Source organism: Thiemannella venezuelensis, assembly GCF_014203605.1.
In the GTDB taxonomy this organism is placed as follows: domain Bacteria; phylum Actinomycetota; class Actinomycetes; order Streptosporangiales; family Streptosporangiaceae; genus Planomonospora_A; species Planomonospora_A venezuelensis.
The window spans coordinates 1-20,164 of record NZ_JACHJJ010000033.1; the positions used below are offsets into that span (position 1 = coordinate 1).

General features: G+C 71.8%; 24 protein-coding genes and 4 tRNA genes. 15 read left to right on the forward strand and 13 right to left on the reverse strand.

The features are described from left to right. Positions 1-30: 30 nt before the first annotated feature. The 3 genes from FHS22_RS33150 to FHS22_RS33160 form a co-directional block, all read right to left on the reverse strand. Positions 31-225, reverse strand: a complete 195-nt coding sequence (locus FHS22_RS33150; protein ID WP_221474433.1) for a type II toxin-antitoxin system RelE/ParE family toxin — start codon at positions 223-225, stop codon at positions 31-33. Between the two features lie 13 nt (positions 226-238). Beyond that, a complete protein-coding gene (locus FHS22_RS33155) occupies positions 239-1,753 on the reverse strand; it encodes a tyrosine-type recombinase/integrase (RefSeq protein ID WP_184948150.1) in 1,515 nt (504 codons plus the stop codon). Between the two features lie 129 nt (positions 1,754-1,882). Then, positions 1,883-1,955, reverse strand: a tRNA-Lys gene (locus FHS22_RS33160). Positions 1,956-2,071: 116 nt separating this feature from the next. Between FHS22_RS33160 and FHS22_RS33165 the strand changes: the two genes are divergently transcribed. Beyond that, entirely contained in the window at positions 2,072-2,707 is a 636-nt protein-coding gene (locus FHS22_RS33165; protein ID WP_184948151.1) for an exonuclease domain-containing protein, read from the forward strand. Between the two features lie 79 nt (positions 2,708-2,786). Here the strand turns inward: FHS22_RS33165 and FHS22_RS33170 are convergent, their stop codons facing one another. Further along, positions 2,787-3,944 carry an acyl-CoA dehydrogenase family protein gene (locus FHS22_RS33170; protein WP_184948152.1) on the reverse strand — a complete coding sequence of 386 codons (1,158 nt, stop codon included), beginning with the start codon at positions 3,942-3,944 and terminating at the stop codon, positions 2,787-2,789. A gap of 109 nt (positions 3,945-4,053) precedes the next feature. Here FHS22_RS33170 and FHS22_RS33175 point away from each other — a divergent pair, with 109 nt between their 5' ends. Beyond that, positions 4,054-4,539: a PspC domain-containing protein gene (locus tag FHS22_RS33175; protein ID WP_184948153.1), complete on the forward strand. Its 486-nt coding sequence runs from the start codon at positions 4,054-4,056 to the stop codon at positions 4,537-4,539. 1 nt (position 4,540) lies between these two features. Here FHS22_RS33175 and FHS22_RS33180 read toward each other — a convergent pair whose 3' ends face one another. Further along, positions 4,541-5,836 carry an MFS transporter gene (locus tag FHS22_RS33180; RefSeq protein WP_184948154.1) on the reverse strand — a complete coding sequence of 432 codons (1,296 nt, stop codon included), beginning with the start codon at positions 5,834-5,836 and terminating at the stop codon, positions 4,541-4,543. A 170-nt stretch (positions 5,837-6,006) separates the two neighbouring features. Further along, positions 6,007-6,348, reverse strand: a complete 342-nt coding sequence (locus FHS22_RS33185; RefSeq protein ID WP_184948155.1) for a metallopeptidase family protein — start codon at positions 6,346-6,348, stop codon at positions 6,007-6,009. Between the two features lie 66 nt (positions 6,349-6,414). On the opposite strand from FHS22_RS33185, the gene FHS22_RS33190 reads away from it, so the two are divergent. The 6 genes from FHS22_RS33190 to FHS22_RS33215 all read left to right on the forward strand — a co-directional run bounded on the left by FHS22_RS33190 (position 6,415) and on the right by FHS22_RS33215 (position 10,397). Further along, positions 6,415-7,914, forward strand: a complete 1,500-nt coding sequence (locus tag FHS22_RS33190; protein ID WP_184948156.1) for a metallophosphoesterase family protein — start codon at positions 6,415-6,417, stop codon at positions 7,912-7,914. A gap of 93 nt (positions 7,915-8,007) precedes the next feature. Beyond that, positions 8,008-8,080: transfer RNA gene (locus FHS22_RS33195), tRNA-Glu, on the forward strand. Between the two features lie 107 nt (positions 8,081-8,187). Then, positions 8,188-8,262: transfer RNA gene (locus FHS22_RS33200), tRNA-Asp, on the forward strand. Between the two features lie 28 nt (positions 8,263-8,290). Beyond that, positions 8,291-8,367, forward strand: a tRNA-Phe gene (locus FHS22_RS33205). Positions 8,368-8,591: 224 nt separating this feature from the next. Beyond that, complete coding sequence (locus FHS22_RS33210) at positions 8,592-9,422, forward strand: DUF899 domain-containing protein (RefSeq protein ID WP_260408537.1); 831 nt, start codon at positions 8,592-8,594, stop codon at positions 9,420-9,422. 114 nt (positions 9,423-9,536) lie between these two features. Further along, complete coding sequence (locus tag FHS22_RS33215) at positions 9,537-10,397, forward strand: 3-methyladenine DNA glycosylase (protein WP_184948157.1); 861 nt, start codon at positions 9,537-9,539, stop codon at positions 10,395-10,397. 81 nt (positions 10,398-10,478) lie between these two features. Here the strand turns inward: FHS22_RS33215 and FHS22_RS33220 are convergent, their stop codons facing one another. Next, positions 10,479-10,739, reverse strand: a complete 261-nt coding sequence (locus tag FHS22_RS33220) for a hypothetical protein (protein WP_184948158.1) — start codon at positions 10,737-10,739, stop codon at positions 10,479-10,481. A gap of 168 nt (positions 10,740-10,907) precedes the next feature. Between FHS22_RS33220 and FHS22_RS33225 the strand changes: the two genes are divergently transcribed. Both FHS22_RS33225 and FHS22_RS33230 read left to right on the forward strand, forming a co-directional pair. Beyond that, positions 10,908-11,078 (forward strand): hypothetical protein, encoded by a 171-nt coding sequence (locus tag FHS22_RS33225; RefSeq protein ID WP_184948159.1) that lies wholly within the window; start codon positions 10,908-10,910, stop codon positions 11,076-11,078. Positions 11,079-11,271: 193 nt separating this feature from the next. Further along, entirely contained in the window at positions 11,272-11,775 is a 504-nt protein-coding gene (locus FHS22_RS33230; RefSeq protein ID WP_184948160.1) for an isochorismatase family protein, read from the forward strand. On the opposite strand, the gene FHS22_RS33235 is transcribed toward FHS22_RS33230, so the two are convergent. From FHS22_RS33235 to FHS22_RS33245, 3 genes are all read right to left on the reverse strand, one after another. Then, complete coding sequence (locus tag FHS22_RS33235; RefSeq protein ID WP_184948161.1) at positions 11,744-12,448, reverse strand: phosphatase PAP2 family protein; 705 nt, start codon at positions 12,446-12,448, stop codon at positions 11,744-11,746. The genes FHS22_RS33230 and FHS22_RS33235 overlap by 32 nt on opposite strands. A gap of 235 nt (positions 12,449-12,683) precedes the next feature. After that, complete coding sequence (locus FHS22_RS33240; RefSeq protein WP_260408538.1) at positions 12,684-13,406, reverse strand: phosphatase PAP2 family protein; 723 nt, start codon at positions 13,404-13,406, stop codon at positions 12,684-12,686. 111 nt (positions 13,407-13,517) lie between these two features. After that, on the reverse strand, positions 13,518-13,901 hold the full coding sequence (locus FHS22_RS33245) for a hypothetical protein (protein ID WP_184948162.1): 384 nt from the start codon (positions 13,899-13,901) through the stop codon (positions 13,518-13,520). A gap of 185 nt (positions 13,902-14,086) precedes the next feature. On the opposite strand from FHS22_RS33245, the gene FHS22_RS33250 reads away from it, so the two are divergent. The 5 genes from FHS22_RS33250 to FHS22_RS33270 are packed head-to-tail and all read left to right on the forward strand — an operon-like array spanning position 14,087 to position 16,968. After that, positions 14,087-14,557 carry a GAF domain-containing protein gene (locus FHS22_RS33250; protein WP_184948163.1) on the forward strand — a complete coding sequence of 157 codons (471 nt, stop codon included), beginning with the start codon at positions 14,087-14,089 and terminating at the stop codon, positions 14,555-14,557. A 46-nt stretch (positions 14,558-14,603) separates the two neighbouring features. Beyond that, positions 14,604-15,311, forward strand: a complete 708-nt coding sequence (locus FHS22_RS33255) for a GAF and ANTAR domain-containing protein (protein WP_184948164.1) — start codon at positions 14,604-14,606, stop codon at positions 15,309-15,311. Continuing rightward, positions 15,308-15,643 (forward strand): STAS domain-containing protein, encoded by a 336-nt coding sequence (locus FHS22_RS33260; RefSeq protein WP_184948165.1) that lies wholly within the window; start codon positions 15,308-15,310, stop codon positions 15,641-15,643. Before FHS22_RS33255 ends, FHS22_RS33260 begins: the two co-directional genes overlap by 4 nt. Before the next feature lie 11 nt (positions 15,644-15,654). Next, a complete protein-coding gene (locus FHS22_RS33265; protein WP_184948166.1) occupies positions 15,655-16,722 on the forward strand; it encodes a quinone-dependent dihydroorotate dehydrogenase in 1,068 nt (355 codons plus the stop codon). 42 nt (positions 16,723-16,764) lie between these two features. After that, positions 16,765-16,968, forward strand: a complete 204-nt coding sequence (locus FHS22_RS33270; protein ID WP_184948167.1) for a heavy-metal-associated domain-containing protein — start codon at positions 16,765-16,767, stop codon at positions 16,966-16,968. A 40-nt stretch (positions 16,969-17,008) separates the two neighbouring features. Here FHS22_RS33270 and FHS22_RS33275 read toward each other — a convergent pair whose 3' ends face one another. The 3 genes from FHS22_RS33275 to FHS22_RS33285 form a co-directional block, all read right to left on the reverse strand. Beyond that, a complete protein-coding gene (locus tag FHS22_RS33275) occupies positions 17,009-18,652 on the reverse strand; it encodes a beta-N-acetylhexosaminidase (RefSeq protein ID WP_184948168.1) in 1,644 nt (547 codons plus the stop codon). A gap of 109 nt (positions 18,653-18,761) precedes the next feature. Next, entirely contained in the window at positions 18,762-19,718 is a 957-nt protein-coding gene (locus FHS22_RS33280; RefSeq protein WP_338048053.1) for an N-acetylmuramoyl-L-alanine amidase, read from the reverse strand. A gap of 68 nt (positions 19,719-19,786) precedes the next feature. Next, positions 19,787-20,035 carry a hypothetical protein gene (locus tag FHS22_RS33285; RefSeq protein ID WP_184948170.1) on the reverse strand — a complete coding sequence of 83 codons (249 nt, stop codon included), beginning with the start codon at positions 20,033-20,035 and terminating at the stop codon, positions 19,787-19,789. Positions 20,036-20,164: the final 129 nt, after the last annotated feature.

Genomic DNA, 20,164 nt, shown 5'->3' on the forward strand with positions numbered 1-20,164 from the left:
CCGTACCACCCGCCACGGCGAACGGGACGATCAGGCGGAAACCTCCATCAGCCGAAAGCCTTCAGGAGGGACGGCCATCCCCTGAGTCATCCAGGCCAGGCCGGGGCCGCCTTCGGCGAGCGCGTCGATGGCCTGCACCACCCGGGCATGGGTGGCGTCGTCGAGTTGCTCGATCCATTCGCGGACCTCGGTCACGACGTAGATGTCCCACTCGTCTCCAGCCACTCGTGGAGTATAGCTATAGGTATACCGCGGTGTCCGAGGATGCCGACGATGCATTCGGGTGGCTTGCTTGCGTGTCGCGGGCATCCGGGATGTCGAACAGAGGGCCTGCGGCCTGGAGGACCGGCTGGACCGCGTCGAGGATCAGGGCTCGTTGGGCGGGTGTCTGCCGGCCGGAGTAGCCCGCGGTGGTCTGGTACGACGCGTGTCCGGCCACCAACTGCATCACCCCGGGGGCCACGCCGCCGTCCCGGAGCATGGTGATCATTGTGTGGCGCAGGGCGTGAGGGGTGATGTGCTTGGCCAGGCCGCGTTCCCGGGCGAGCGCGAGTGCGGGCTGCAGGATGTCGTTGCGCTGGTTGCCGTAGTCGATGTAGCCGCCTGTCCGCTTCTGGAAGAGCGGCTCGTCGGACCTGCTGCCCTGCGCCCGCCCGGACAGCAGCCCGGCCAGTTCCTCGCTGATCGGCACGTCCCGGCGTTTCTTTCCCTTCGGGTACGGCTTGATGCGCCACTCCCAGCGGCCGGTGTCCTCGTTCAGCAGCCGGGCGTAGGTCTGGACGACGTGGATCACGCACCCCGCCGCGTCCAGGCCGCTTGTGTGTAGCCCTGCCAGCTCACCCCAGCGAAGGCCGGTGGCCGTCATGGTGACGATGAACAGCGCGGTGTCGCGGTCGACGTCACCGACCGCCGTGAGGTAGACGGCGACCTCCGGCCCGTACAGGACCTGGCGGGCGCGCACCGGCGCGGGCGGTAGGCGGAACCCGTCGCAGGGAGACGAACGCAGCAGAGGCGGCTCGCCGTCGTCTCCTTGCCGCATCGCCGCCCGCAGCACCGGCTTGATCGAACCCCGGTAGATCTTCGTGACCGTGGCGGGGGAGAGCGTCCCCGGATCCGGTCGCGCCGGACGGGGGGAGCCCGCCTCGCGCCACTTCCGCAGCACGTCGGGTGAGACACGTCCGGTCGGCTTCACGGCGAGGCCGCAGGTCTGCGCCCACCGGCGCGCGGCCTGCTCGTCGGACAGGGGCCGGTGCGGCTGGTGGGCGTTGCGGGCGGAGGGCCTGGCGAGCATCTGCTGCGCCCACTCCCGCAGTACCCGGCGGGTGACCTCGTCCAGCCGGAGGTGACCGAGGAACGGGAAGACGTGCCGTTCGGCGTCGGTCAGGTAGGTGAACCGCTGCGTCGGGGAAGCGCCCGGACGGGCGGCGTACTCGGTACGCGCGTACGCCTCGAACGTCGGCATGCCCAAGGCGCCGTCATCGCGGAAACGGGGGTCCTGAAGGCCGTGGCAGCCCTTCGGGTAGCCCGGTGGCCGCCGCTCGCCGTTGTCCTCGACGAGTTCGGCGAAGGATTCGGCGATCGTCCTGTCGTAGCAGGTCTCGAAGTCCTCCTTGCCGTTCCGCCCGCCGCCGATCCGCCACTTCACCAGCCATGACTTCGCACCGCTCTTGGCCGTGCGCTCGATGATCCGCGCCACCTGTGATCCCCTCGTCTCGATGGCCGCAGGATGGCGCAGAATGCTCGCACGGCTCATGGAGATGATCGGGAATCGACCGCGGCGTGGTGGAACGCGGGAACACCGGGGGAACATGATCTAGGAAACGGCCCGGCCCGACCCCGCTGACACCAACAGGATCGGGTCGATGACCTGCGTAAACATCGGTAGGGCGCCTGGGACTCGAACCCAGAACCTACGGATTAAAAGTCCGCAGCTCTAACCATTGAGCTAACGCCCCGCTGAAGACAGCGTACCGAGGATAGTGTCCACCGACGTCCGTTGCCAGGTTCGGGAGAGGACGCTGTTCGCCCAAGTGGCCCCTGGGAGGGTGGAAGACTTCCTAGAGTGGCATCTGTGACGAGATCTGGGCCAGAGCTGGACGATTCCCTCCGCACGTCCGCGCGGGGCGGCTACGTCGTGGTGGACGTGGAGACGACGGGGTTCTCGCCCGCCAAGGGCGATCGGATCTGCGAGATCGCGCTCGTCTCCCTGGACGGCGAGGGCAGGACCGTCGACGAGTGGCACTCGCTCATCGACCCCCGCCGGGACACGGGCGCCGTGCACGTCCACGGCATCACCCGCGCGATGGTCGCCGGAGCGCCGGTGATCGACGAGGTGCTGGACGAGATCTGGGGGCGGGTCGCCGGGCGTGTCCTGGTGGCCCACAACGCCTCCTTCGACCTGCGCTTCCTCAAGGTCCTCCCGGGCAGCCACTGGGTGACGGAGACCCTGTGCACCCAGCGGCTCGCGCCGGAGTTCCTGCCCTACGGCAAGTGGACGCTCGCCGCCTGCTGCGAGCGGGCGGGGATCCCCCTGGTGAACGCCCACGCGGCGCTCGTCGACGCCCGGGCCACCGCGGAGCTGTTCCGCTCCTTCCTGGCCCGGGGGGCCTCGTGGGAGGACCGCCTGGCCAGGGCGGCGCGGGCTCCCGAATGGCGGTCCTGCGGCCTGCCGCAGCGCGAGCCCCGGGTCCGGCGGGTCGGCCTGTAGGAGCCGGTCCGCCGAGGGGCGCCGGCGGGTGGAACCCCCTGAGCGCCCCCGTGGCCGGGCACGGGCTCAGGGGGACTCGTCAGCGGTAGGCGGGGATGCCGGTCAGGGCCTCGCCGAGCACCAGCGTGTGGATCTCCTGGGTGCCCTCGTAGGTGAGCACCGACTCCAGGTTGTTCATGTGCCGGATCACCGGATACTCCAGTGTGATGCCGTTGCCGCCGAGAACCGTGCGGGCCTGGCGGGCGATGTCCAGGGCGGCGCGGACGTTGGCGAGCTTGCCGAAGCTGATCTGGCGCGGGGTGATGCTCCCGGCGTCCTTCAGGCGACCCAGGTGGAGCGCGGTGAGCTGGGACTGGCCCAGGCCGACGTACATCCAGGCGAGCTTCTCCTGGGTCAGCTGGAAGCCGCCGATGGGCCTGTCGAACTGGACGCGGCTCCTGGAGTAGTCGACGGCCGACTCCAGGCAGGCGCGGGCGGCGCCGACGACGCCCCACAGGATGCCGAACCGGGCCTCCGACAGGCACGACAGCGGGCCCTTCAGGCCCCGGACCCCGGGCAGTACGGCCGCCGCCGGCAGTCGGACGTCGTCGAAGTAGAGGGAGGAGGTCACCGAGGCGCGCAGGGACATCTTCTTGTGGATCTCCGGGGCGGAGAAGCCGGGGGTGTCCGTGGGGACGACGAAGCCGCGGATGCCCTCCTCGGTCTGGGCCCAGACGACGGCGACGTCGGCGATGGAGCCGTTCGTGATCCACATCTTGGCGCCGTTGAGGATCCAGTCGCCCGACGGGTCCTGCTTGGCGTGGGTGCGCATGCCGGCGGGGTCGGAGCCGTGGTCGGGCTCGGTCAGGCCGAAGCAGCCGATCGCCTCGCCGGAGGCCATCCGGGGCAGCCACTCCTCCTTCTGCTCCGCGGAGCCGTACTTCCAGATGGGGAACATGGCCAGCGAGCCCTGGACCGAGACGAACGATCGCAGTCCGGAGTCGCCGGCCTCCAGTTCGCGGCAGGCCACGCCGTAGGCGACGGCGTCCAGTCCCGCGCAGCCGTACCCCTCCAGGTGCATGCCGAGCACGCCGAGTTCGCCGAGGGCGGGGGCGAGCTCGCGGGCGGGGAAGGAGGCGTCCTCGAACCAGTCGCCGACGTGGGGGAGCACCCTGTCGGACACGAACTCCTTGACGGTGTCGCGGATGAGCCGCTGCTCCTCGGAGAGGGCGTCGTCGATGCGCAGGAGGTCGTCCATGGGGTTCCTCTCGTCCGTGGTGACCCTGCCAGGGTATTGCGGGGAGGTCAGGGTCCGGCCAGGGGGAATCCCGATGTGAACGGGGCTTCCCGGAGGGCAGTCTGAATACATGAACGAAAACGACTTCTCGGGCGTGAAGCAGCTCCGCCGGACCAGGAACGGACGGATCGTCGCGGGTGTGGCCTCGGGCCTCGGCCGCTACATCGGGGTCGACCCGAACATCATCCGCGCGGCCCTCGCGGTCGCCAGCTTCTTCGGCGGGTTCGGGGTGGCCGTCTACGCGATCGGCTGGCTGCTCCTGCCGGACGAGGACAGCGACCGGTCGATCGTCCAGGACCTGCTGGAGAAGAACAAGGACAACCCGGTCTGGCTGGACGCCAGGGCGAAGGCCGAGCGCGGCTGGCGGGAGGGCATGGCCAAGGCCGAGCAGGGCTGGACCAGGGCCACCGGCCACAGCGAGCCGTACCCGGACCACCGGGAGCCGGCGCACCCGCCGTACCAGAACCCGGCCCCGCAGTACACCCCGTCGGTGCCCCCGCAGTACGTGACCCCGACGTCCCCGCAGGGCGGCGACGAGCCCAAGCCGCAGGCGTGAGTCAGGCGGTCGCCCCCGCGCGAACCCTCTTGATGATCTCCTTGCGGGACTCGGTCCACACCAAGGCCAGCGTGGCGGCGACGAAGAGACCCGCCGCGCCGGCCAGGGCCACCACGGGTTCGGGGCCGAGCTCGTCGGCGGCGGCGCCGCCGACGAGGATGCCGATGCCCTGGGCGGCCAGCAGGCCCGACTGGACGAGGCCGAACGCCTGGCCGCGCCGCTCGGCGGGCACGCACTGCACGAAGGCGGCGTTGGCGGCGAGCTGGTAGGCCCCGCCGACGCCCGAGACGAACCAGAGCAGCAGCACCGCGGCGAGCGGCGGCCGCAGCGCGCACAGGACCAGCGGCGCGCAGGACAGCATCGCCATCCAGCCCATGGCGCGCAGGCGCCTGGAGGGGCCGACGTAGCGGCTGAACAGGAAGGCGCCCACCACCGTCCCGGTGGGCATGGCGCCCATCAGCAGGCCGGCGACGAACGAGATCTGCTGGGGGTCGTCGGTCAGCGTGGCGGCGTAGGGGGTCGCGATGCCCTCGGGGAGCACGTAGAAGCCGCAGAGCCAGGCGAAGAGCACCAGGGTGCGCAGCCGGGGGTCGCCGAAGACCAGCCTGGCCCCGGCCCGGGTCATCGTCCACATCGATGGGCGGTTGGCCGCGTCGCGCAGGGGCGCGGGGCGACGCCGTACCCCGGAGACCAGGATCAGCGCCGAGGCCATGAAGGTGGCCGCGTCCAGGGCCAGCGCGCGGTACGGTCCCATCCCCATGATCAGGGCGCCGCCGACGGCGAAGCCGAGCATCTGCGCCGCCTGGTTGGTCATGTTCTGCAGGGCCGAGCCCGCCACGTAGCGGTCGCCCTCGAGCAGCTCGGGCAGGAGCGCCGCGCGGGCGGCCGAGAACGGCGCGCTGAGCAGCACCACGCAGAAGACCAGCGCGCACAGCGTGACGAACGAGGTGCCGGGGATCGCCATCATCGCGACCATGACGGCGCGGAGCACGTCGCAGACGATCATGACGCGGCGCCGGGCGTAGCGGTCGGCGAGGCCGGCCAGGAGCGGTCCGCCGATGATCGGCGGCAGGTAGGTCAGGGCGTAGACCGACGCGGTGGCCAGAGGGGACTCGGTCCGCTCGAAGACCAGGACGGACAGGGCCACACGCGAGAGCTGGTCGCCGAGGAGGGAGAGCGCCTGACCGGCCCAGAGCGCGCGGAACTCGTCGATGGCGAGGACCTCGCCGTAGGTGGCTTGGTGTTCGGCCGGACGGCGGTGCCGCCCGGTCGGCCGCCCGGACTGTGTGGCCGCCATGGGACTCCGGTGAGCGTGTCGGCGAACCTGACTGTGTGTATTCGTGATGTGACCTACCGTGCCTGGTCGGACGCCGTTTCGCAACCTGAAGCGACCAAGCTCATGCAGCCTGTAATCACAGGTCGGGAAATATCGGGCATGAGGCAGGTCGATATGTAATGCCACCTTGGCTACCAGCCGAGATCGTGCAGCCTGTCATCATCGATGCCGAAATGGTGGGCGATCTCGTGAACGACGGTGATCTGTACCTCCTCGACCACGTCGTCCTCGGTCTCGCAGATCGAGCAGATGGGATTGCGGTAGATCTCGATCCGGTCGGGCAGCACGCCGGCGTACCAGTCGCCACGCTCCGTGAGCGGGATGCCCGTGTAGAGGCCGAGCAGATCCGGCTCCGGCGGGTCGTCCACGACCACGACCACGACGTTGTCCATGACTTTCGTCAGCTCCGGCGGGATCGTGTCCAGCGCCTCGGCCACGAGCTCCTCGAACTTCTCCCGCGAGACCTCGATCACATCGCCATTCTGCCCCGCTTTTCGGGGTAACCGACTTATCGGGAGATCGGGTAGGGGTGGAGGCGCATGGATTTCAGACGCTGGGCCCGGGGCGCACGCCGTATCGCGACGGGGCGGATCGCGCGGGCGACGGCGATCGCCGCTGTCGCGGTCGCCTGCGCGTGGCTGGGCATCGCCGTCGGCGGCCCGGTACGGGTCGCCGTGGGGCCGGTCGAGGCCGGGATGTCCGCCGAGCTCTCCTGGACGGGGGAGACCGTCGTCGACGCCCGCCCCCTGGGCGCGCTCCTGTTCGACACCCACGACGCGCCCATCCGCCTGCGCGTGACCCTGGAGAACATCGACACCGAGCGGGCCAGGGCGATGCTGGAGGACCCCCGGCTCGCCGACCGGCTTCCCGGGCTGCTGGAGGAGGACCTGAGCGAGGGGGTCGGCAGGCTGGTCCTGCGGGTCGTCGTCGGCGGCCTGGCCGGGGCGCTGATCGGCTGCCTCATCGTCTTCCGCCGACCCCGGGCGGCCCTGGCGGGCCTGCTGAGCGGCGTCGTCATGATCGCCGGCGTCGGCACGGCGGCCCTCGCGACGTACCGCCCGGACTCCGTGGTGGAGCCGGAGTACACCGGGCTGCTGGCCGGAGCGCCGTCCCTGATCGGCGACGCCGAGTCGATCGTGACGAGGTTCGAGTCCTACCGGGGGCAGCTCGCCAAGCTGGTCAACAACGTCTCCCAGCTGTACGACACGGTCTCGGCCCTGCCCGTCTACGACGCCGACCCCACCGCGATCCGGGTTCTGCACGTCTCCGACATCCACCTCAACCTGATCTCGTGGAACCTCATCCGCTCGATCACCGCCCAGTTCAAGATCGATGCGATCGTCGACACCGGCGACATCACCGACCACGGCACCGGCCCCGAGGACAACTTCGTGGAGGAGATCGGCGACTTCGGGGTCCCCTACGTCTTCGTCCGGGGGAACCACGACTCCAGGGCCACCCAGCGGGCCGTGGCGAGGCAGAAGGGCGCGGTCGTCCTCGACGACTCCGTCGAGACCGTCGCCGGGTTGCGCATCTACGGGCTGGGGGACCCCCGGTTCACCCCCGACAAGTCCGTCGTGGTCGACTCCGACCCCGACTCCCTGGCCGCTCTCGGGCGGGCGCACGCCACACGGCTCACGCAGGCCTTCGAACCGGTCGACCTGGTGGCCGTGCACGACCCGACGATCGCCAGGTCCTTCTCGGGGTCGACCCCCATGATCCTCGCGGGACACGCCCACGCGCGGTCCACCGAACTGCTGCCGACCGGCACCCGCATACTCGTCCAGGGCTCCACCGGCGGCGCCGGCCTGCGCGCCCTCGAACACGACGAGCCCACCCCCGTCATGGCCTCCGTCCTGTACTTCGACCGGGAGACGCACCGCCTCCGGGCCTGGGACGACATCACCCTCGGAGGGCTCGGCGAGCAGTCGGTGCAGATCCAGCGTCACCTGGAGAACGACCCTGGGCGTACAATTTCCCCGGAGCCGACGATCGGCCCGTCTCCGACGGGATCGACCGCCGGCCCCGAAACGCCGTAGCCGGGAAACCGCTTTGGCATCGGGGGCGAAAGTCCCCTATGCTTCAGAGGTCTCCAGCGGAAGACGGCAGGCAGCGGGACGCAAGTCCTACAAGCCCCCATCGTCTAGTGGCCTAGGACACCGCCCTTTCAAGGCGGCGACACGGGTTCGAATCCCGTTGGGGGCACGGCCGAGCGAAAGCTCACCGGGGAAACGGCAGGTCGAAGACCTCCGAAGAACTGGTAAGCTAAGCAAGGCAAGACGGACGGAAGCGCAAACTTCCGGACGAAGCAAGGTCCTGTAGAGCAGTTTGGAGTGCTCGCCACCCTGTCAAGGTGGAGGTCGCGGGTTCAAGTCCCGTCAGGACCGCTCTGGTAGGTGTTCGATCCACCACCGAGGTCAGGTAGCTCAGTCGGTACGAGCGTCCGCCTGAAAAGCGGAAGGTCGGCGGTTCGACCCCGCCCCTGACCACCACAACTGAGCAGCAAAGACGCCCCGAGCCGATCACGGCCGGGGCTTTTTTGATCTACCGGATGCCCCGGGCCCGGCTTCGGCCGGCCGGAGCCGGGTCGTGGTCATGGCGAGGCCGGTGCCGCCGTCCCGGCGGCGCGGACCCCTGCCCGGTGGCGACACTCCGAGGCGGCCGGGGGAGCGTCCCCCCTGGTCTGCGCCGTTGCTCCTAGGGTTGTGGCCGTTCGATGGCTGCGAAACGAGAGCAGCCGGAGGAGGCGGAGATGTCGCTGGGGAACCCGCCCGAGGTGGTGTCGCGTGAGGAATGGCTCGCCGCCCGCAAGGAACTGCTGGCGAAGGAGAAGGAGCTCACCCGGGCGTACGATCGGGTGAACGCCGACCGGCGCCGGCTGCCGATGGTCCGGGTGGACAAGCCGTACACGTTCGAGGGCCCGGACGGAGAGGCCGGCCTGCTCGACCTGTTCGAAGGCCGTCAGCAGTTGGTGATGCACCACTTCATGTGGAGCTACGACATCGACGCCGACGGGAACGAGCACCCCCGCGACGTCGGCTGCACCAGTTGCTCCACCACCGCCGACGTCATCCCCGGACCGACCCAGCTGAACGTCCGTAACACCACGCTCGTCGCGGTGTCCCGCAGCCCGTACGACAAGATCGCCGCGTTCCGCGAGCGGATGGGCTGGACGTTTCCCTGGTACTCCTCGGCCGGCGGCGACTTCAACTACGACTTCCACGCCACCGTGGACGAACGGGTCGCCCCGGTGCTGCTCAACCACCGCACCGAGGCGGAGCTGGCCGCGGTGGGGACTCCCTGGACGGCGGCCATGCGCGGCGACTACCCGGGCATCAGCACCTTCCTCCGCGTGGACGACGCCGTCTACCACACCTACTCCACCTTCGGCCGCGGCATCGAGTTCTCCTACGCCTCGAACCCCTACCTCGACCTCACCGCACTCGGCCGCCAAGAGGAATGGGAGGAGCCCGAAGGCCGCGCCACCCCCCTCGGCCTCCAGGCCGGCGGGCCCGCGCTCCGCTTCCCCGACGAATACGACGTATGAGTGCGCGGCGGGCGGCGCAGGCCTCCAGGGCCCGGCCGCGCCGCCGGCCCTGGACGGGGCGCGCTTGGCCCGGCCGGAGGTCCGCTGCCGCGGGGACGCGCATACGATTCAGCGGTGGAGGTTTTGGAACCGGAGGTGTGGCGGGCCCGGGCGGAGGCCCACCGGCGGCGGGCCGAGGCGTGGACGGCGCCGCACCTGGCGCGCAGGGCGCGGGGTGAGACCCACCCCGTCGAGGACTTCCTGTTCACCTACTACGGGCACCGGCCGGCGCGGCTGCGGCAGTGGCATCCGGGCGCCGGAGTGGTGCTGAAGGGGGCGTACGGCTTCGGCCGCGACTACCTCGACGCCGCCGAGGGGGCCGTGCTCGACACCGCGGCGCTGATGGACAGGCGCGGGGCCTCGGTGGAGTGGATCGCGCGGCTGCTGGCCGCGACCGCGGAACGGCCGCCGTACTTCGGCTGCTTCGGACTGCACGAGTGGGCGATGGTCTACAGGTCCGAGGAGGTACGGCACGGCGCCTGGCCGCTGCGGCTCGGCGGGGACCAGGTCGCGCGGGTCGTGGAGGAGCGGGGTGTGCGGTGCGGTCATTTCGACGCGTTCCGCTTCTTCACCCCCCAGGCGCGTCCGCTCAACGTGCTGCAGCCGACGCGGGAGCGGCAGCGGGAGCTGGAGCAGCCGGGCTGCCTGCACGCCAACATGGACCTGTACAAGTGGGCGTACAAGCTGTCGCCGCTGGTGGGCTCCGAGCTGGTGGCCGACTGCTTCGCGCTGGCCCGGGACATCCGCGCGGTGGACATGCGGGCCAGTCCGTACGATCTGAGCGCGCTCGGCTACCGGGCGATCCGGATCGAGACGCCGGAGGGGCGGGCCGAGTACGCCGCCGAGCAGCGCGGTTTCGCCGAGCGGGCGAGGCCGCAGCGGCAGAGCCTGATCGAGGCCTGCGAACGGCTGCTCGCCGGAGCGCTCCTCCCCTGACCCGGGTGGCCCGGCCCGGCCCGTCGCGTTCCGGCGGGCGGGATGCGGGTCCCGGCTCGCCGGGAGGGGCGGCCGGAGGCGTCAGCCGGTGACGGAGACGGTCCAGGTCTTCTGGCAGGTGGACCCGAAGACGCCGGTGTCGCAGCCCTTGAGGTTCCAGCGGTAGCCGCTGTTGGTGCGGACGCGCGTGCGGACGCGTCCGCGGAAGCCGCCGGTGACGTCCTCCTGGACGCCGTCCGGATCGGCGGCGCTGGTCCAGCGGACGATGAACTTGTCGAAGGCGCGATCGGTCGTGCGCCAGTCGACGTAGGCGTAGCCGTCGGCCGACCAGGCGGCCACCACCAGGTCGGCGCCGTTCTTGGGGGACCAGGCCAGCTGGCCGCGGGCGAACGTCTGGCGGCGGCCGGCCCAGCCGACGCCGTCCTGGAGGATGCCGCGCTCGGGCAGCCGAGCCTGCCGTTCTCGCCGCCGAGCTGGGCCCAGCGGGCGCCGATGAGGCCGTACGGCTGGATGCTGCAGCCGCTCGTCGCGGTGGTGGTGGCGGCGTGGGCGGGCGGGGCGGCGGACAGGGCCGCGGCCGCGGCGAGGGCGGCGGTCGCCGAGAGGACCGTGCGGAGGTTCATGGTGGGCTCCTGGGGTCAGACCCGCCGTGCTGCCTGTGCGGGTGCCGTGCCCCAGTGATACGGCGTGCCGCTTACCGGCGGCTTGAGCGCCGCCTGCGCGGCCTTGCACGCCGCGGTCGCCGGGCGTCCGGCGCGGTGGCCCGCCCGTGCGGCCGGCCCCGGCCCCCGCTCCGGGGCGGGCGCCCGGAGGGCGGATCGGAGATCCCCGGGAAGTCCTTCTCCCGGAGGCCGATTAGAACTAGAGTTCACATGTGAACCAGGTGCTGCTTCTCATCGACGTCCAGCGGAACATGCTCCTGCCCCCGCGGCCGGTTCCCGCCGCGGAGGCCGTCTCCGCCGCGATCACCGCGCTGCTGGAGCGCGCCCGCGCGGCGGGGATGCCGGTGATCTTCGTGCGGAACAACGGGGGAGAGGACGATCCCGACGCCACCGGCACACCGGGCTGGGAGCTGGTCCACGAGGTGCGCCCCGGAGAGTTCGTGGTCGACAAGCACACGCCCGACGCCTTCGCCGGCACCGGGCTGGCCTGGCTGCTCCCGCCGACCGCGTCCGTCGTGGTCGCCGGGATGCAGAGCGAGTGGTGCGTCCGTGAGACCTCCCTGGCGGCCCTGGGGCACGGGCACGCCGTCATCCTCGCGCGCGGCGCCCACGCCACCTACGACGACGGAGGGCCCGCCGCGGACATCTCCCGGAAGGTTGAGGAGGAGCTGGCCGCGGCGGGGGTCAGGGTGACTGAGGCGTCCGATCTCTTCTGAGCTGCTCCATCGCCGCGGGCCGCAGGAGCAGCGCGTTGGCGGCCACCGCGACGCAGACCAGGCCGAGCAGGAACCCCCAGGCCACGTCGCTCAGGTGGTGCATGCCGCGGTACATCCGGGAGTAGGCGATCCCCAGCGGGATCGCCAGCCCGACCAGCCACCACAGCGCGTTCAGGATCGTGTGGCGCTGGGTGTGCACGGTCAGCACCATGGCCACGCCGCAGTAGAAGGCGACCGCGGCGCTGGTGTGCCCGGACGGGAAGCTGGAGGTGGGCGGGGCGGGGTCCAGGTGCTCGACCGCGGGCCGCTTCCGCTCGGCGAGGACGGTCGAGAGGAGGAAGATGATCGACTGGGACCAGACGGCGACCACCAGGAAGAGCGACTCGTTCCAGCGCTTGAACACCAGCCGGAAGACGATGACGAGCACGGCGGTGGCGGCGACGATCACCGGCGTGTCGGACAGCCCCGACATCGTGTCGGTGACCTCGCTCCAGAAGGTCGTACGGCCGTCGGCCAGTTCCTCGTTGACCCCCCGGTCGTTCGCGCCGATGGTGGTCGTCTCCAGAACCTTGGTGATCAGCAGTCCGACGCCGATCGTCAGGGCGGCCATGACGGCCAACGGCATCAGGATCAGGCGCAGGGCGCCTTTGAGATCGACCGGCAGTCTCGACATGGGGCACCAGCTACCCCAAAAGCCGTCCAAGGAACGCCATGAGGAAAGTATCCGCCCCGAGTGTCGGGAAAGCGGCGCGCTCAAGACTCTTCCCGGGACGCCGGGACGCCGGGACGCCGGGACGCCGGGACACGGGTCCGGCCGGGAGCCGCCGCGGCCGTCCGGAACGCCGTCCCCGGCGGGCGGTCTCCACGACCGCGGCTCGCCGTACGGACCGCGGCGTCCCGGCCGAGGCTCACGACGCCTCGGGCTCCACGCCCTCCTCGTACGGCACGGCGGGCCTGCGCCCCTCGTCGCGGCGCCAGGTCTCGTACCCGGTGGCGGTCGCCGCGACCGTCGAGAATCCCAGGGCCACCCCGGCGACCACGTCGCTGACCCAGTGCACGCCGAGCGCGACCCTGCTGTAGGCGACGAAGACGGTGACGGCGATCGCGACCGCCCAGGCGAGCAGGCGCGTGCCCCGGTGCCGCAGGAGGGGGAGCAGGAGGAGGACCAGCATGCTCGTCCCCGTCGCCGCGGCCATGGCGTGGCCGGAGGGGAACGAGGCGCCCGGCGCCCACGCCACCGGGTCCGGCAGGATCGGGCGGGCCCGGTCGACGAACTCCTTCATCGCCAGATTGAGCAGGCCGCTGGCGGTGATCGTGACGACCGACCAGACCGCCAGGCGCGGCCAGCCCCGCACCCAGAGCCAGACCGCCGCCAGCACCGCCAGGACGCGCCAGGTCCACGGCCCGAACACCTCGGTGGCCACGCCGAGGAAGTCCGTGTAGCCGGGGATGGACAGCGCGTGCCCGTAGAAGAGCTCGGCCATGCTCTGGTCGAAGTCGTTCAGCGGGGTGAAGGAGGACATGACCAGCACCAGCAGCACGACGAACGGCACCGAGAACAGTGCGACGGCGATCGTGGCCAGGGTGAGCCGCACGCCCAGGCGGCGGTCCGAGTGTCGGTGATCGAGCAACGTGACCATCATTGATGGCTACCCGATTCCACGGTTTCATGCGTCGGACCGCGGGACGGCCTGTGTCCACGGATCGGGCCGGGCCGGCCGGGGGACGGCGGGGCGGGCTCTTCAGGCGGCCTGGCGGCACTCACGACGGGCGGTCCAGCGCAGCACGTCGCAGTGGCGCCGCTCCGCCTCGGCCAGGGCGGGCTCGCCGGCGTAGGAGTCGAGGACGGCCCGCAGGTGCGGCAGCTGCTCGCTCACCTCGTGCCACGCCTGGTCGGGGCCGCCGGAGCCGAGCTCGATCAACGCGTCCAGGTGCGCGGCGTAGGCCGTCCACCACTGCCGGCTCAGCTCCGCCAGGAACCCGTCCAGCCCGCCGAACTCCCGCTCGATCTCGGGCTCCCACCAGACCGGGACGGTGGTGTGCCCGGTCTCGGCGAGGTCGCGGAGCACGACCTGCGCCAGGGTGCGGCGGCGGCGGACGGCGGTGGAACGCGAGGGAATGTTCATGCGGGCAGCCTGCCGATCTTCGCTTGACGAATGCTTAACAAGGTATTGACGGTGGTATGCGAACTTTTCCGGGTCAACCCGCTCCCGGAATCGCTTGGCTGGGGCTGTCGGGCGGCACTACGCTTTACACACAGATCATTCCGCCTTGTGTCCGCGGAGCTGCCCCGCCATGGAGGAAGCCCGCTATGACCCACGGTGCCGAGCCCTCCCGCGTCGTCGACCGCACCCTGCACGCCCTCGCCGAGGCCCTGGGTGCCGACGGCGCGGCCCTGATGCTCATCGACGACCACGACCGTCCCCGCGCCGTCGGCGGCTCCGACGCCGACGGGCGGCGGCTGGAGCTGGCCCAGGAGCGGACCGGCTCGGGCCCCTCGATCGAGAGCCTCGCCCGGGACGCGGACGTCGCGGTCAACGACCTGTACGCCGAGCGGCCCTCGGGTTTCCCCGGTGTGGCCGCGCAGACCCGCAGGGTGCGCGCGGTGCTCTCCGTGCCGCTGCACGCCGACGACCGGGTGATCGGCTCCCTCGACTTCTACGACCGGGTCAGCCACGAGTGGCAGCCCGCCACGGTCCGGGCCGGGCGCCGGCTGGCGGAGCTGATGGTCATGGTCCTGGAGGCGCTCGCCCATAAGTCCCCGTTCTCAGGGCAGTCGTAGATCTCAGGTCAGCATTAGGTCAGACGCTGTGAAAGGCGCCACACATATGACGCACATTGACCAGGAGGCGCTGGTCGCGAGCCTCAGAGGGCTTCAGATGACCGTCCCGGCCACGGGGATCGTCCACCAGCTCGAGCGGGCGGTCGAGGTCGTGGACACCCTGTTCGGCTACTCGGGAGCGGGCCTGATGTTCGCCGGAGAGGACGGGGAACTGCGCTACCTGGTCGCCACCGACGACGCGGGCCGGAGCCTCGAAGGCGCCCAGCTCCGCGTCCGCCGGGGCCCGTGTGTGTCCACCTACGAGAACGACGCCGCGGTGACCTCGTTCGACGTGCGGACCGATCCCCGCTGGCCGGAGCTGGCCGAGCGGCTCCACCCCGGTGTGCGGGCGGTCGCGGGGGTGCCGGTACGGCTCGGCGGAGAGCCGGTGGGCACGCTGAACGTCTACCAGTCGACCCCCTACCAGTGGGACGACTCCGACATCCGGGCGATGCAGGCCTACGCCGCCGTCATCGAGCAGATCCTCACCGCCGCGATGGCGGCCGAGGAGAAGAGCGCCCTGGCCGACCAGCTCCAGTACGCCCTGGACTACCGCGTGGTCATCGAGCGCGCGATCGGCTACCTCATGGGCAAGCACGACCTCACCGCCGCGCAGGCCTTCACCGGCCTGCGCAAGAAGGCCAGGGACAGCCGCCGCCGCGTGGCCGACCTGGCGGCCGAGGTGCTCGCCGACGGGGCGGGCGAGCCGGGGTGATCCAGATCGCTTCGCGGAGGATCGGCGACGACGCCGCGGAGATCGCCGTCGAGGGCGACCTGGACGCCGTCGCCTCCGGCGAGCTGCGGCGCGTCCTGGAGGAGACCCGCGCGGCCAGGGTGGAGCTCGACCTGTCCTGCGTGGCCTTCCTCGACTGCGCGGGCGCCCGGAGCCTGCTCCGGGCCGACGCGCGCGTGCGGGAGCGGGGCGGGAGGCTCGTCGTCATGCGCCCCTCGGCTCCCGTGGTGCGGCTGCTCCGGCTCCTGTCGTTCGACCGGTACCTGTCGATCGAAGGGGTGGTCGGCGCGGGCCGCACCCCGCCGGGGGACTAACCTGGCCGGTGATGTATCGATTCGTTTTCACGCAGATCCTCAGCCGCTTCGACGCCGAAGACGTGCACCACCTGACGGTCCGCGGGCTCCGGCTCCTGTCGGTGGCTCCGGTGGTCAGGAAACTGGTCCACCGGCGCCTCGCCCCGCGTGACCCGGTCCTGCGGGTGCAGGCGTTCGGCGTGCACTTCCCCGGCCCGTTCGGGCTCGCGGCGGGCTTCGACAAGGACGCCGGGTGCGTGGAGGCGATGTCCGCGCTCGGCTTCGGCCACGTCGAGGTGGGCACGATCACCGCCCACGCCCAGCCCGGCAACGCCCGGCCCCGGCTCTTCCGGCTGCCCGCGAACCGGGCGGTCATCAACCGGATGGGCTTCAACAACGCGGGCGCCGCCGCCGCGGCCGGGAAGCTGCGCAGGACCCGAGGGGTCCCGGCGATCGTCGGGGTCAACATCGGCAAGACCAAGGTGGTGCCCGAGTCCGAGGCCGCGGCCGACTACGTGGCCAGCGCCAGGGAACTGGCCCCGCTCGCCGACTACCTGGTCGTCAACGTCAGCTCGCCGAACACCCCCGGTCTGCGGAACCTCCAGGCCGTGGAGCTGCTGCGCCCGCTGCTCCAGGCGGTCAAGGAGGTCGCCGACGGCACGCCGAAGCGCACCCCGCTGCTCGTCAAGATCGCTCCTGATCTGGCCGACGAGGACGTGGACGCCGTCGCCGACCTCGCCCTGGAACTGGGCCTGGACGGCATCATCGCGACCAACACCACGATCGGCCGCGAGGGCGTGGCCAGCACCGAGACCGGCGGCCTGTCCGGACGGCCGGTGAAGGCGCGCTCGCTGGAGGTGCTCCGCAGGCTGCGCGCCCGGGTCGGCGACCGGCTCACCCTCGTCTCCGTCGGCGGCGTCGAGGACGTCGACGACGTCTGGGAGCGCCTGCTCGCCGGGGCCACGCTGGTCCAGGGCTACACCGCGCTGATCTACGAGGGGCCGCTCTGGGCGCACCGCATCCACCGGCGGCTCGCCCGGCGCATGCGCCGCCACGGCGCCACCGATCTGCGCCAGATCATCGGCCGGACCGCGTCCTGAGGTATACCCTGGGTGGGTAACTCAGGACATTGGAGGGGCGCGATGAGCGTGACCACATACACCGTCACCGGCATGACCTGCGGCCACTGCGTGAGCTCGGTCAAGGAGGAGGTCGGCGAGGTCCCCGGCGTCACCGGCGTCGAGGTCGACCTGGAGTCCGGCCGGGTCGAGGTGACCGGCGACTCCCCGGACGACGCGGCCGTCCGCGCCGCCATCGAGGAGGCCGGCTACGCGGTCGCGGGCTGAGCCGCCCGTACGGCTCCGCCCCGGTCGCGCCCGCCCGCGGTCAGAGGCTGGGACGGGTGGAGTCGGCCGTGAGGGCCAGTTCCTCCACGTGCTTCATGGCCTCGTCCACCCTGATGACCCCCGGCCGGTGGCGGCGCCGGCCGGTCCCGCCGCGCTGCCAGGGCCGCGGCCCGGCCGGCGGGCGGTACTCCACGCCCAGCGCGTCCAGCCGCCCCAGATGCCGCTCCAGCCGTACGGGGAACGAGTCGTCGGCCGAGCCCGACCAGGCGACCTCCGCCAGCGCGCACCCGCGCGGCCAGGCCCGGTAGTCGACGGCCCGGCCGTCGGGCAGGCGCTCGCTCCAGAGCTGGAACTGCGCGCCCAGCACGCGCCCGCCCTCCTCCTCCGTCCACACCCCGGGCACCGGCTCGAATCCCGCCACGTCGGCCAGCGTGATCGCGTCCCCGATCGCGACCGGCTCCTGCTCGGAGGACGCCTCCGCGTAGTCGAAGTAGAGCGGGAAGATCGGGGTCTGCACCACGTCGTGCCCGGCCCCGGCGGCACGCCGGGCCACGCCCGCCCCGCGCCAGGGCATCACGATCGTGTCGGGCCTGAGCATGCCGCTGACGAACGCCTCGTCCCAGACGACCGCCCGGCTGCCCCGCTCGGCCAGCACGTCCGCGAGCCGCCGCAGGAACCACGCGTGCACCTCGGACAGGCCCGACAGCCCCAGCTCGGCCTGGAAGGCGGTGATCTCCGGCGAGGCGGCCCAGTCGTCGAGCACGCACTCGTCCCCGCCGAGGTGCACGTACGGCGTCTCGCCCAGCGCGCCGAGCAGCTCGTCGAGCACGACGGTCAGGAACTCCACCGTCGGCGGGAGCGGGGAGAGGATCGCCGGGGAGATGCCCCACCGCTCCAGCACCCCGAACGGCTCCGGCTCCCGTCCGCCGGTCGCCCGCGCGTCGAACTCGGGGTAGGCGGCGAGGACGGCCGAGGCGTGGCCGGGCACGTCGATCTCCGGCACGATCGTCACGGCCCGCGCCCTGCCGTAGGCGGCGATCTCCGCCAGGTCGTCCAGCGTGTAGTAGCCGCCGTGCGGGACGCCGTCGTAGGCCGGCTCCTCCCGGTAGTAGCTGGTGATCGTCTGCGGCCGGTGCGAGGCGACCTCGTGCAGCCGGGGGTAGGCCCGGCTCTCGAACCGCCAGCCCTGGTCGTCCACCAGGTGCAGGTGGAGGCGGTTCAGCTTGTGCGCCGCCATGAGGTCGATCATCCGCAGCACCTCCCGCTTGGGCAGGAAGTGCCGGGCCACGTCCAGGTGCGCCCCGCGCCAGGAGAAGCGCGGCGCGTCCTCCACCCGCACCTGCGGGACGCTCCCGCCGGCCGGGACGCTCCGGAACGCCGCGTCGGGCAGGAGCTGCCGGAGCGTCTGCCCGGCGTAGAACGCGCCGGAGGCGTCCGCCGCCGCGATCCGCACGCCCCCGGCGGTCACCTCCAGCCGGTAGGCCTCCGCGCCCAGCGAGGCGTCGGCCTCGACCGCCACCGCGGCGGTCGCGGCCTCCACGGGCCGCAGGTCGAGTGCGGCGAGCGCCTGCCGTACGGCCCGCACCAGCCCGGCGGGGCCGGAGACCGTGTCGCCGGGAGAGAGGTCGAAGGATCCGGATCCGGTGGAGACGACGGACTGGGGGCGGGGGAGAAGGTCGTTCATCACCAAATCATCCCAAATCATCCCGGAAACCCCAGAGGGGGCGGCCAAGTGTTGTGCATACCGGAACCGCCGCCGGAATCCCGCGCCGGGACGCCCCCGGCGCACCGGTTCACCTCAGGTAGCTCTGGATCCCGTTGGCCAGGGCGGTCGCGATCCGCTTGCGGAAGCCCGCGTCCTGGAACTTCGCCGCCTCGGCGGGGTTCTTCATGTTCCCGCACTCGATGAAGACCTTGGGGACCGTGGAGAGGTTCAGCCCGCCCAGGTCGTTGCGGAAGTTCAGCGCCCGGTCGCCGATGTAGGTGGAGTACGGCAGGCCGGTGCCCCTGCGGAAGGAGTCCCGCACGGCCCTGCCGAGTTTCTCGGACTCGGCCACCATGCGGCTGGTCTGGCTGCTGATCTTCTTCGGCATGATCACGTGGAAGCCGTGGTTCCCGGTGGCCGAGCCGTCGGCGTGCACCGAGATCGCCGCGTCCGCCCGGGGCGGCCGGTTGCCGATCGCCGCGCGCTCGGTGATGCACGGGCCGTACGGCGTGTCCGCGCTGCGGGTCAGCCGCACCTGCGCGCCCCTTGCCTCGAGGATCCTCTTCATGCGCAGGGACACGTCCCAGGCGAACGCGGCCTCGCTGTAGCCGCTCGCGGTGGCCGTGCCCGTGGTGTCGCAGGCCTTCTTCTGGGTCAGGACGTCGACCTGCCTGTTGATCTCCGCGGTGTGCCGGTGGTTGCGCTCGTTGTGCCCCGGGTCGATGACCACGACCTTGCCCTGGAGGGGCTTGGCCCCGGCGGCCTCGCCCCCCGGCGCGGGGGCCTCGGCGGTGCCCGAGGCGGTGCCCGAGGCGGTGGCCGTGGAAGGGCCGGCCGGGGTGGTGGTCCCGGGGGAGCCCTCCGCGGCGCCCGGGGCCGGGGACTCCCCGGCCCCCGGCGAGCTCTCGGCGGCGGTCGCCGCCGGGCCGGTGCCGGGCCCGGCCGTCCGGTCCGGGCCCGCGCCGACGTCCTCCGGGGAGCCTCCGCAGGCCGCGGCGGCCAGGCCACACAGGACGAGTGCCGCCGCGAACGCTCTGCCAGTCACGTCGAAATCCCCCCGTGGTAACCGTCGGCCCCCCAATCTACGCGTCCGGCGGCGGCCCCGGGGTCAGGTCACCAGACGTGTTCCCCGATGTCCTGCCGCTGCAGGAGCGCGGCCAGTTCCCGGGCGTCCTCGGCGTCCACGCCGAGGACCACGCGGGGGCGCCCCCACGGGTGGTCGATCGAGTGGGCCACGTAGCTGGCCACGGATTCGGCCGCGACCTCCTCGCCCCGGCCACGGAAGGTGCGCCACTGCGCCCACGCCCGCTCCAGCTCCGAGGCGGCGCGCTGAGCGCATGAAACCAGTTCTGGATCACGCATAGTTACCCCCTTATCACGAGCAGAGTCAACACCGGTGACCCGCCGCGACCGAGGGGCTTTGCCCAAGCCTTCCACCTCGACCGAGGGGCTTTGCCCGAGCCTTGGCGCCCGCCTGGAAACGGTGTAACG

Coding starts and splice junctions, on each gene's coding strand:
- FHS22_RS33155 (WP_184948150.1), bottom strand. CDS start 1,753: ATGAGCCGTGCGAGCATTCTGCGCCATCCTGCGGCCATCGAGACGAGG.
- FHS22_RS33170 (WP_184948152.1), bottom strand. CDS start 3,944: ATGGACGACCTCCTGCGCATCGACGACGCCCTCTCCGAGGAGCAGCGG.
- FHS22_RS33175 (WP_184948153.1), top strand. CDS start 4,054: ATGAACGAAAACGACTTCTCGGGCGTGAAGCAGCTCCGCCGGACCAGG.
- FHS22_RS33180 (WP_184948154.1), bottom strand. CDS start 5,836: ATGGCGGCCACACAGTCCGGGCGGCCGACCGGGCGGCACCGCCGTCCG.
- FHS22_RS33190 (WP_184948156.1), top strand. CDS start 6,415: ATGGATTTCAGACGCTGGGCCCGGGGCGCACGCCGTATCGCGACGGGG.
- FHS22_RS33210 (WP_260408537.1), top strand. CDS start 8,592: ATGGCTGCGAAACGAGAGCAGCCGGAGGAGGCGGAGATGTCGCTGGGG.
- FHS22_RS33225 (WP_184948159.1), top strand. CDS start 10,908: ATGCTGCAGCCGCTCGTCGCGGTGGTGGTGGCGGCGTGGGCGGGCGGG.
- FHS22_RS33235 (WP_184948161.1), bottom strand. CDS start 12,448: ATGTCGAGACTGCCGGTCGATCTCAAAGGCGCCCTGCGCCTGATCCTG.
- FHS22_RS33245 (WP_184948162.1), bottom strand. CDS start 13,901: ATGAACATTCCCTCGCGTTCCACCGCCGTCCGCCGCCGCCGCACCCTG.
- FHS22_RS33250 (WP_184948163.1), top strand. CDS start 14,087: ATGACCCACGGTGCCGAGCCCTCCCGCGTCGTCGACCGCACCCTGCAC.
- FHS22_RS33255 (WP_184948164.1), top strand. CDS start 14,604: ATGACGCACATTGACCAGGAGGCGCTGGTCGCGAGCCTCAGAGGGCTT.
- FHS22_RS33265 (WP_184948166.1), top strand. CDS start 15,655: ATGTATCGATTCGTTTTCACGCAGATCCTCAGCCGCTTCGACGCCGAA.
- FHS22_RS33270 (WP_184948167.1), top strand. CDS start 16,765: ATGAGCGTGACCACATACACCGTCACCGGCATGACCTGCGGCCACTGC.
- FHS22_RS33275 (WP_184948168.1), bottom strand. CDS start 18,652: ATGAACGACCTTCTCCCCCGCCCCCAGTCCGTCGTCTCCACCGGATCC.
- FHS22_RS33285 (WP_184948170.1), bottom strand. CDS start 20,035: ATGCGTGATCCAGAACTGGTTTCATGCGCTCAGCGCGCCGCCTCGGAG.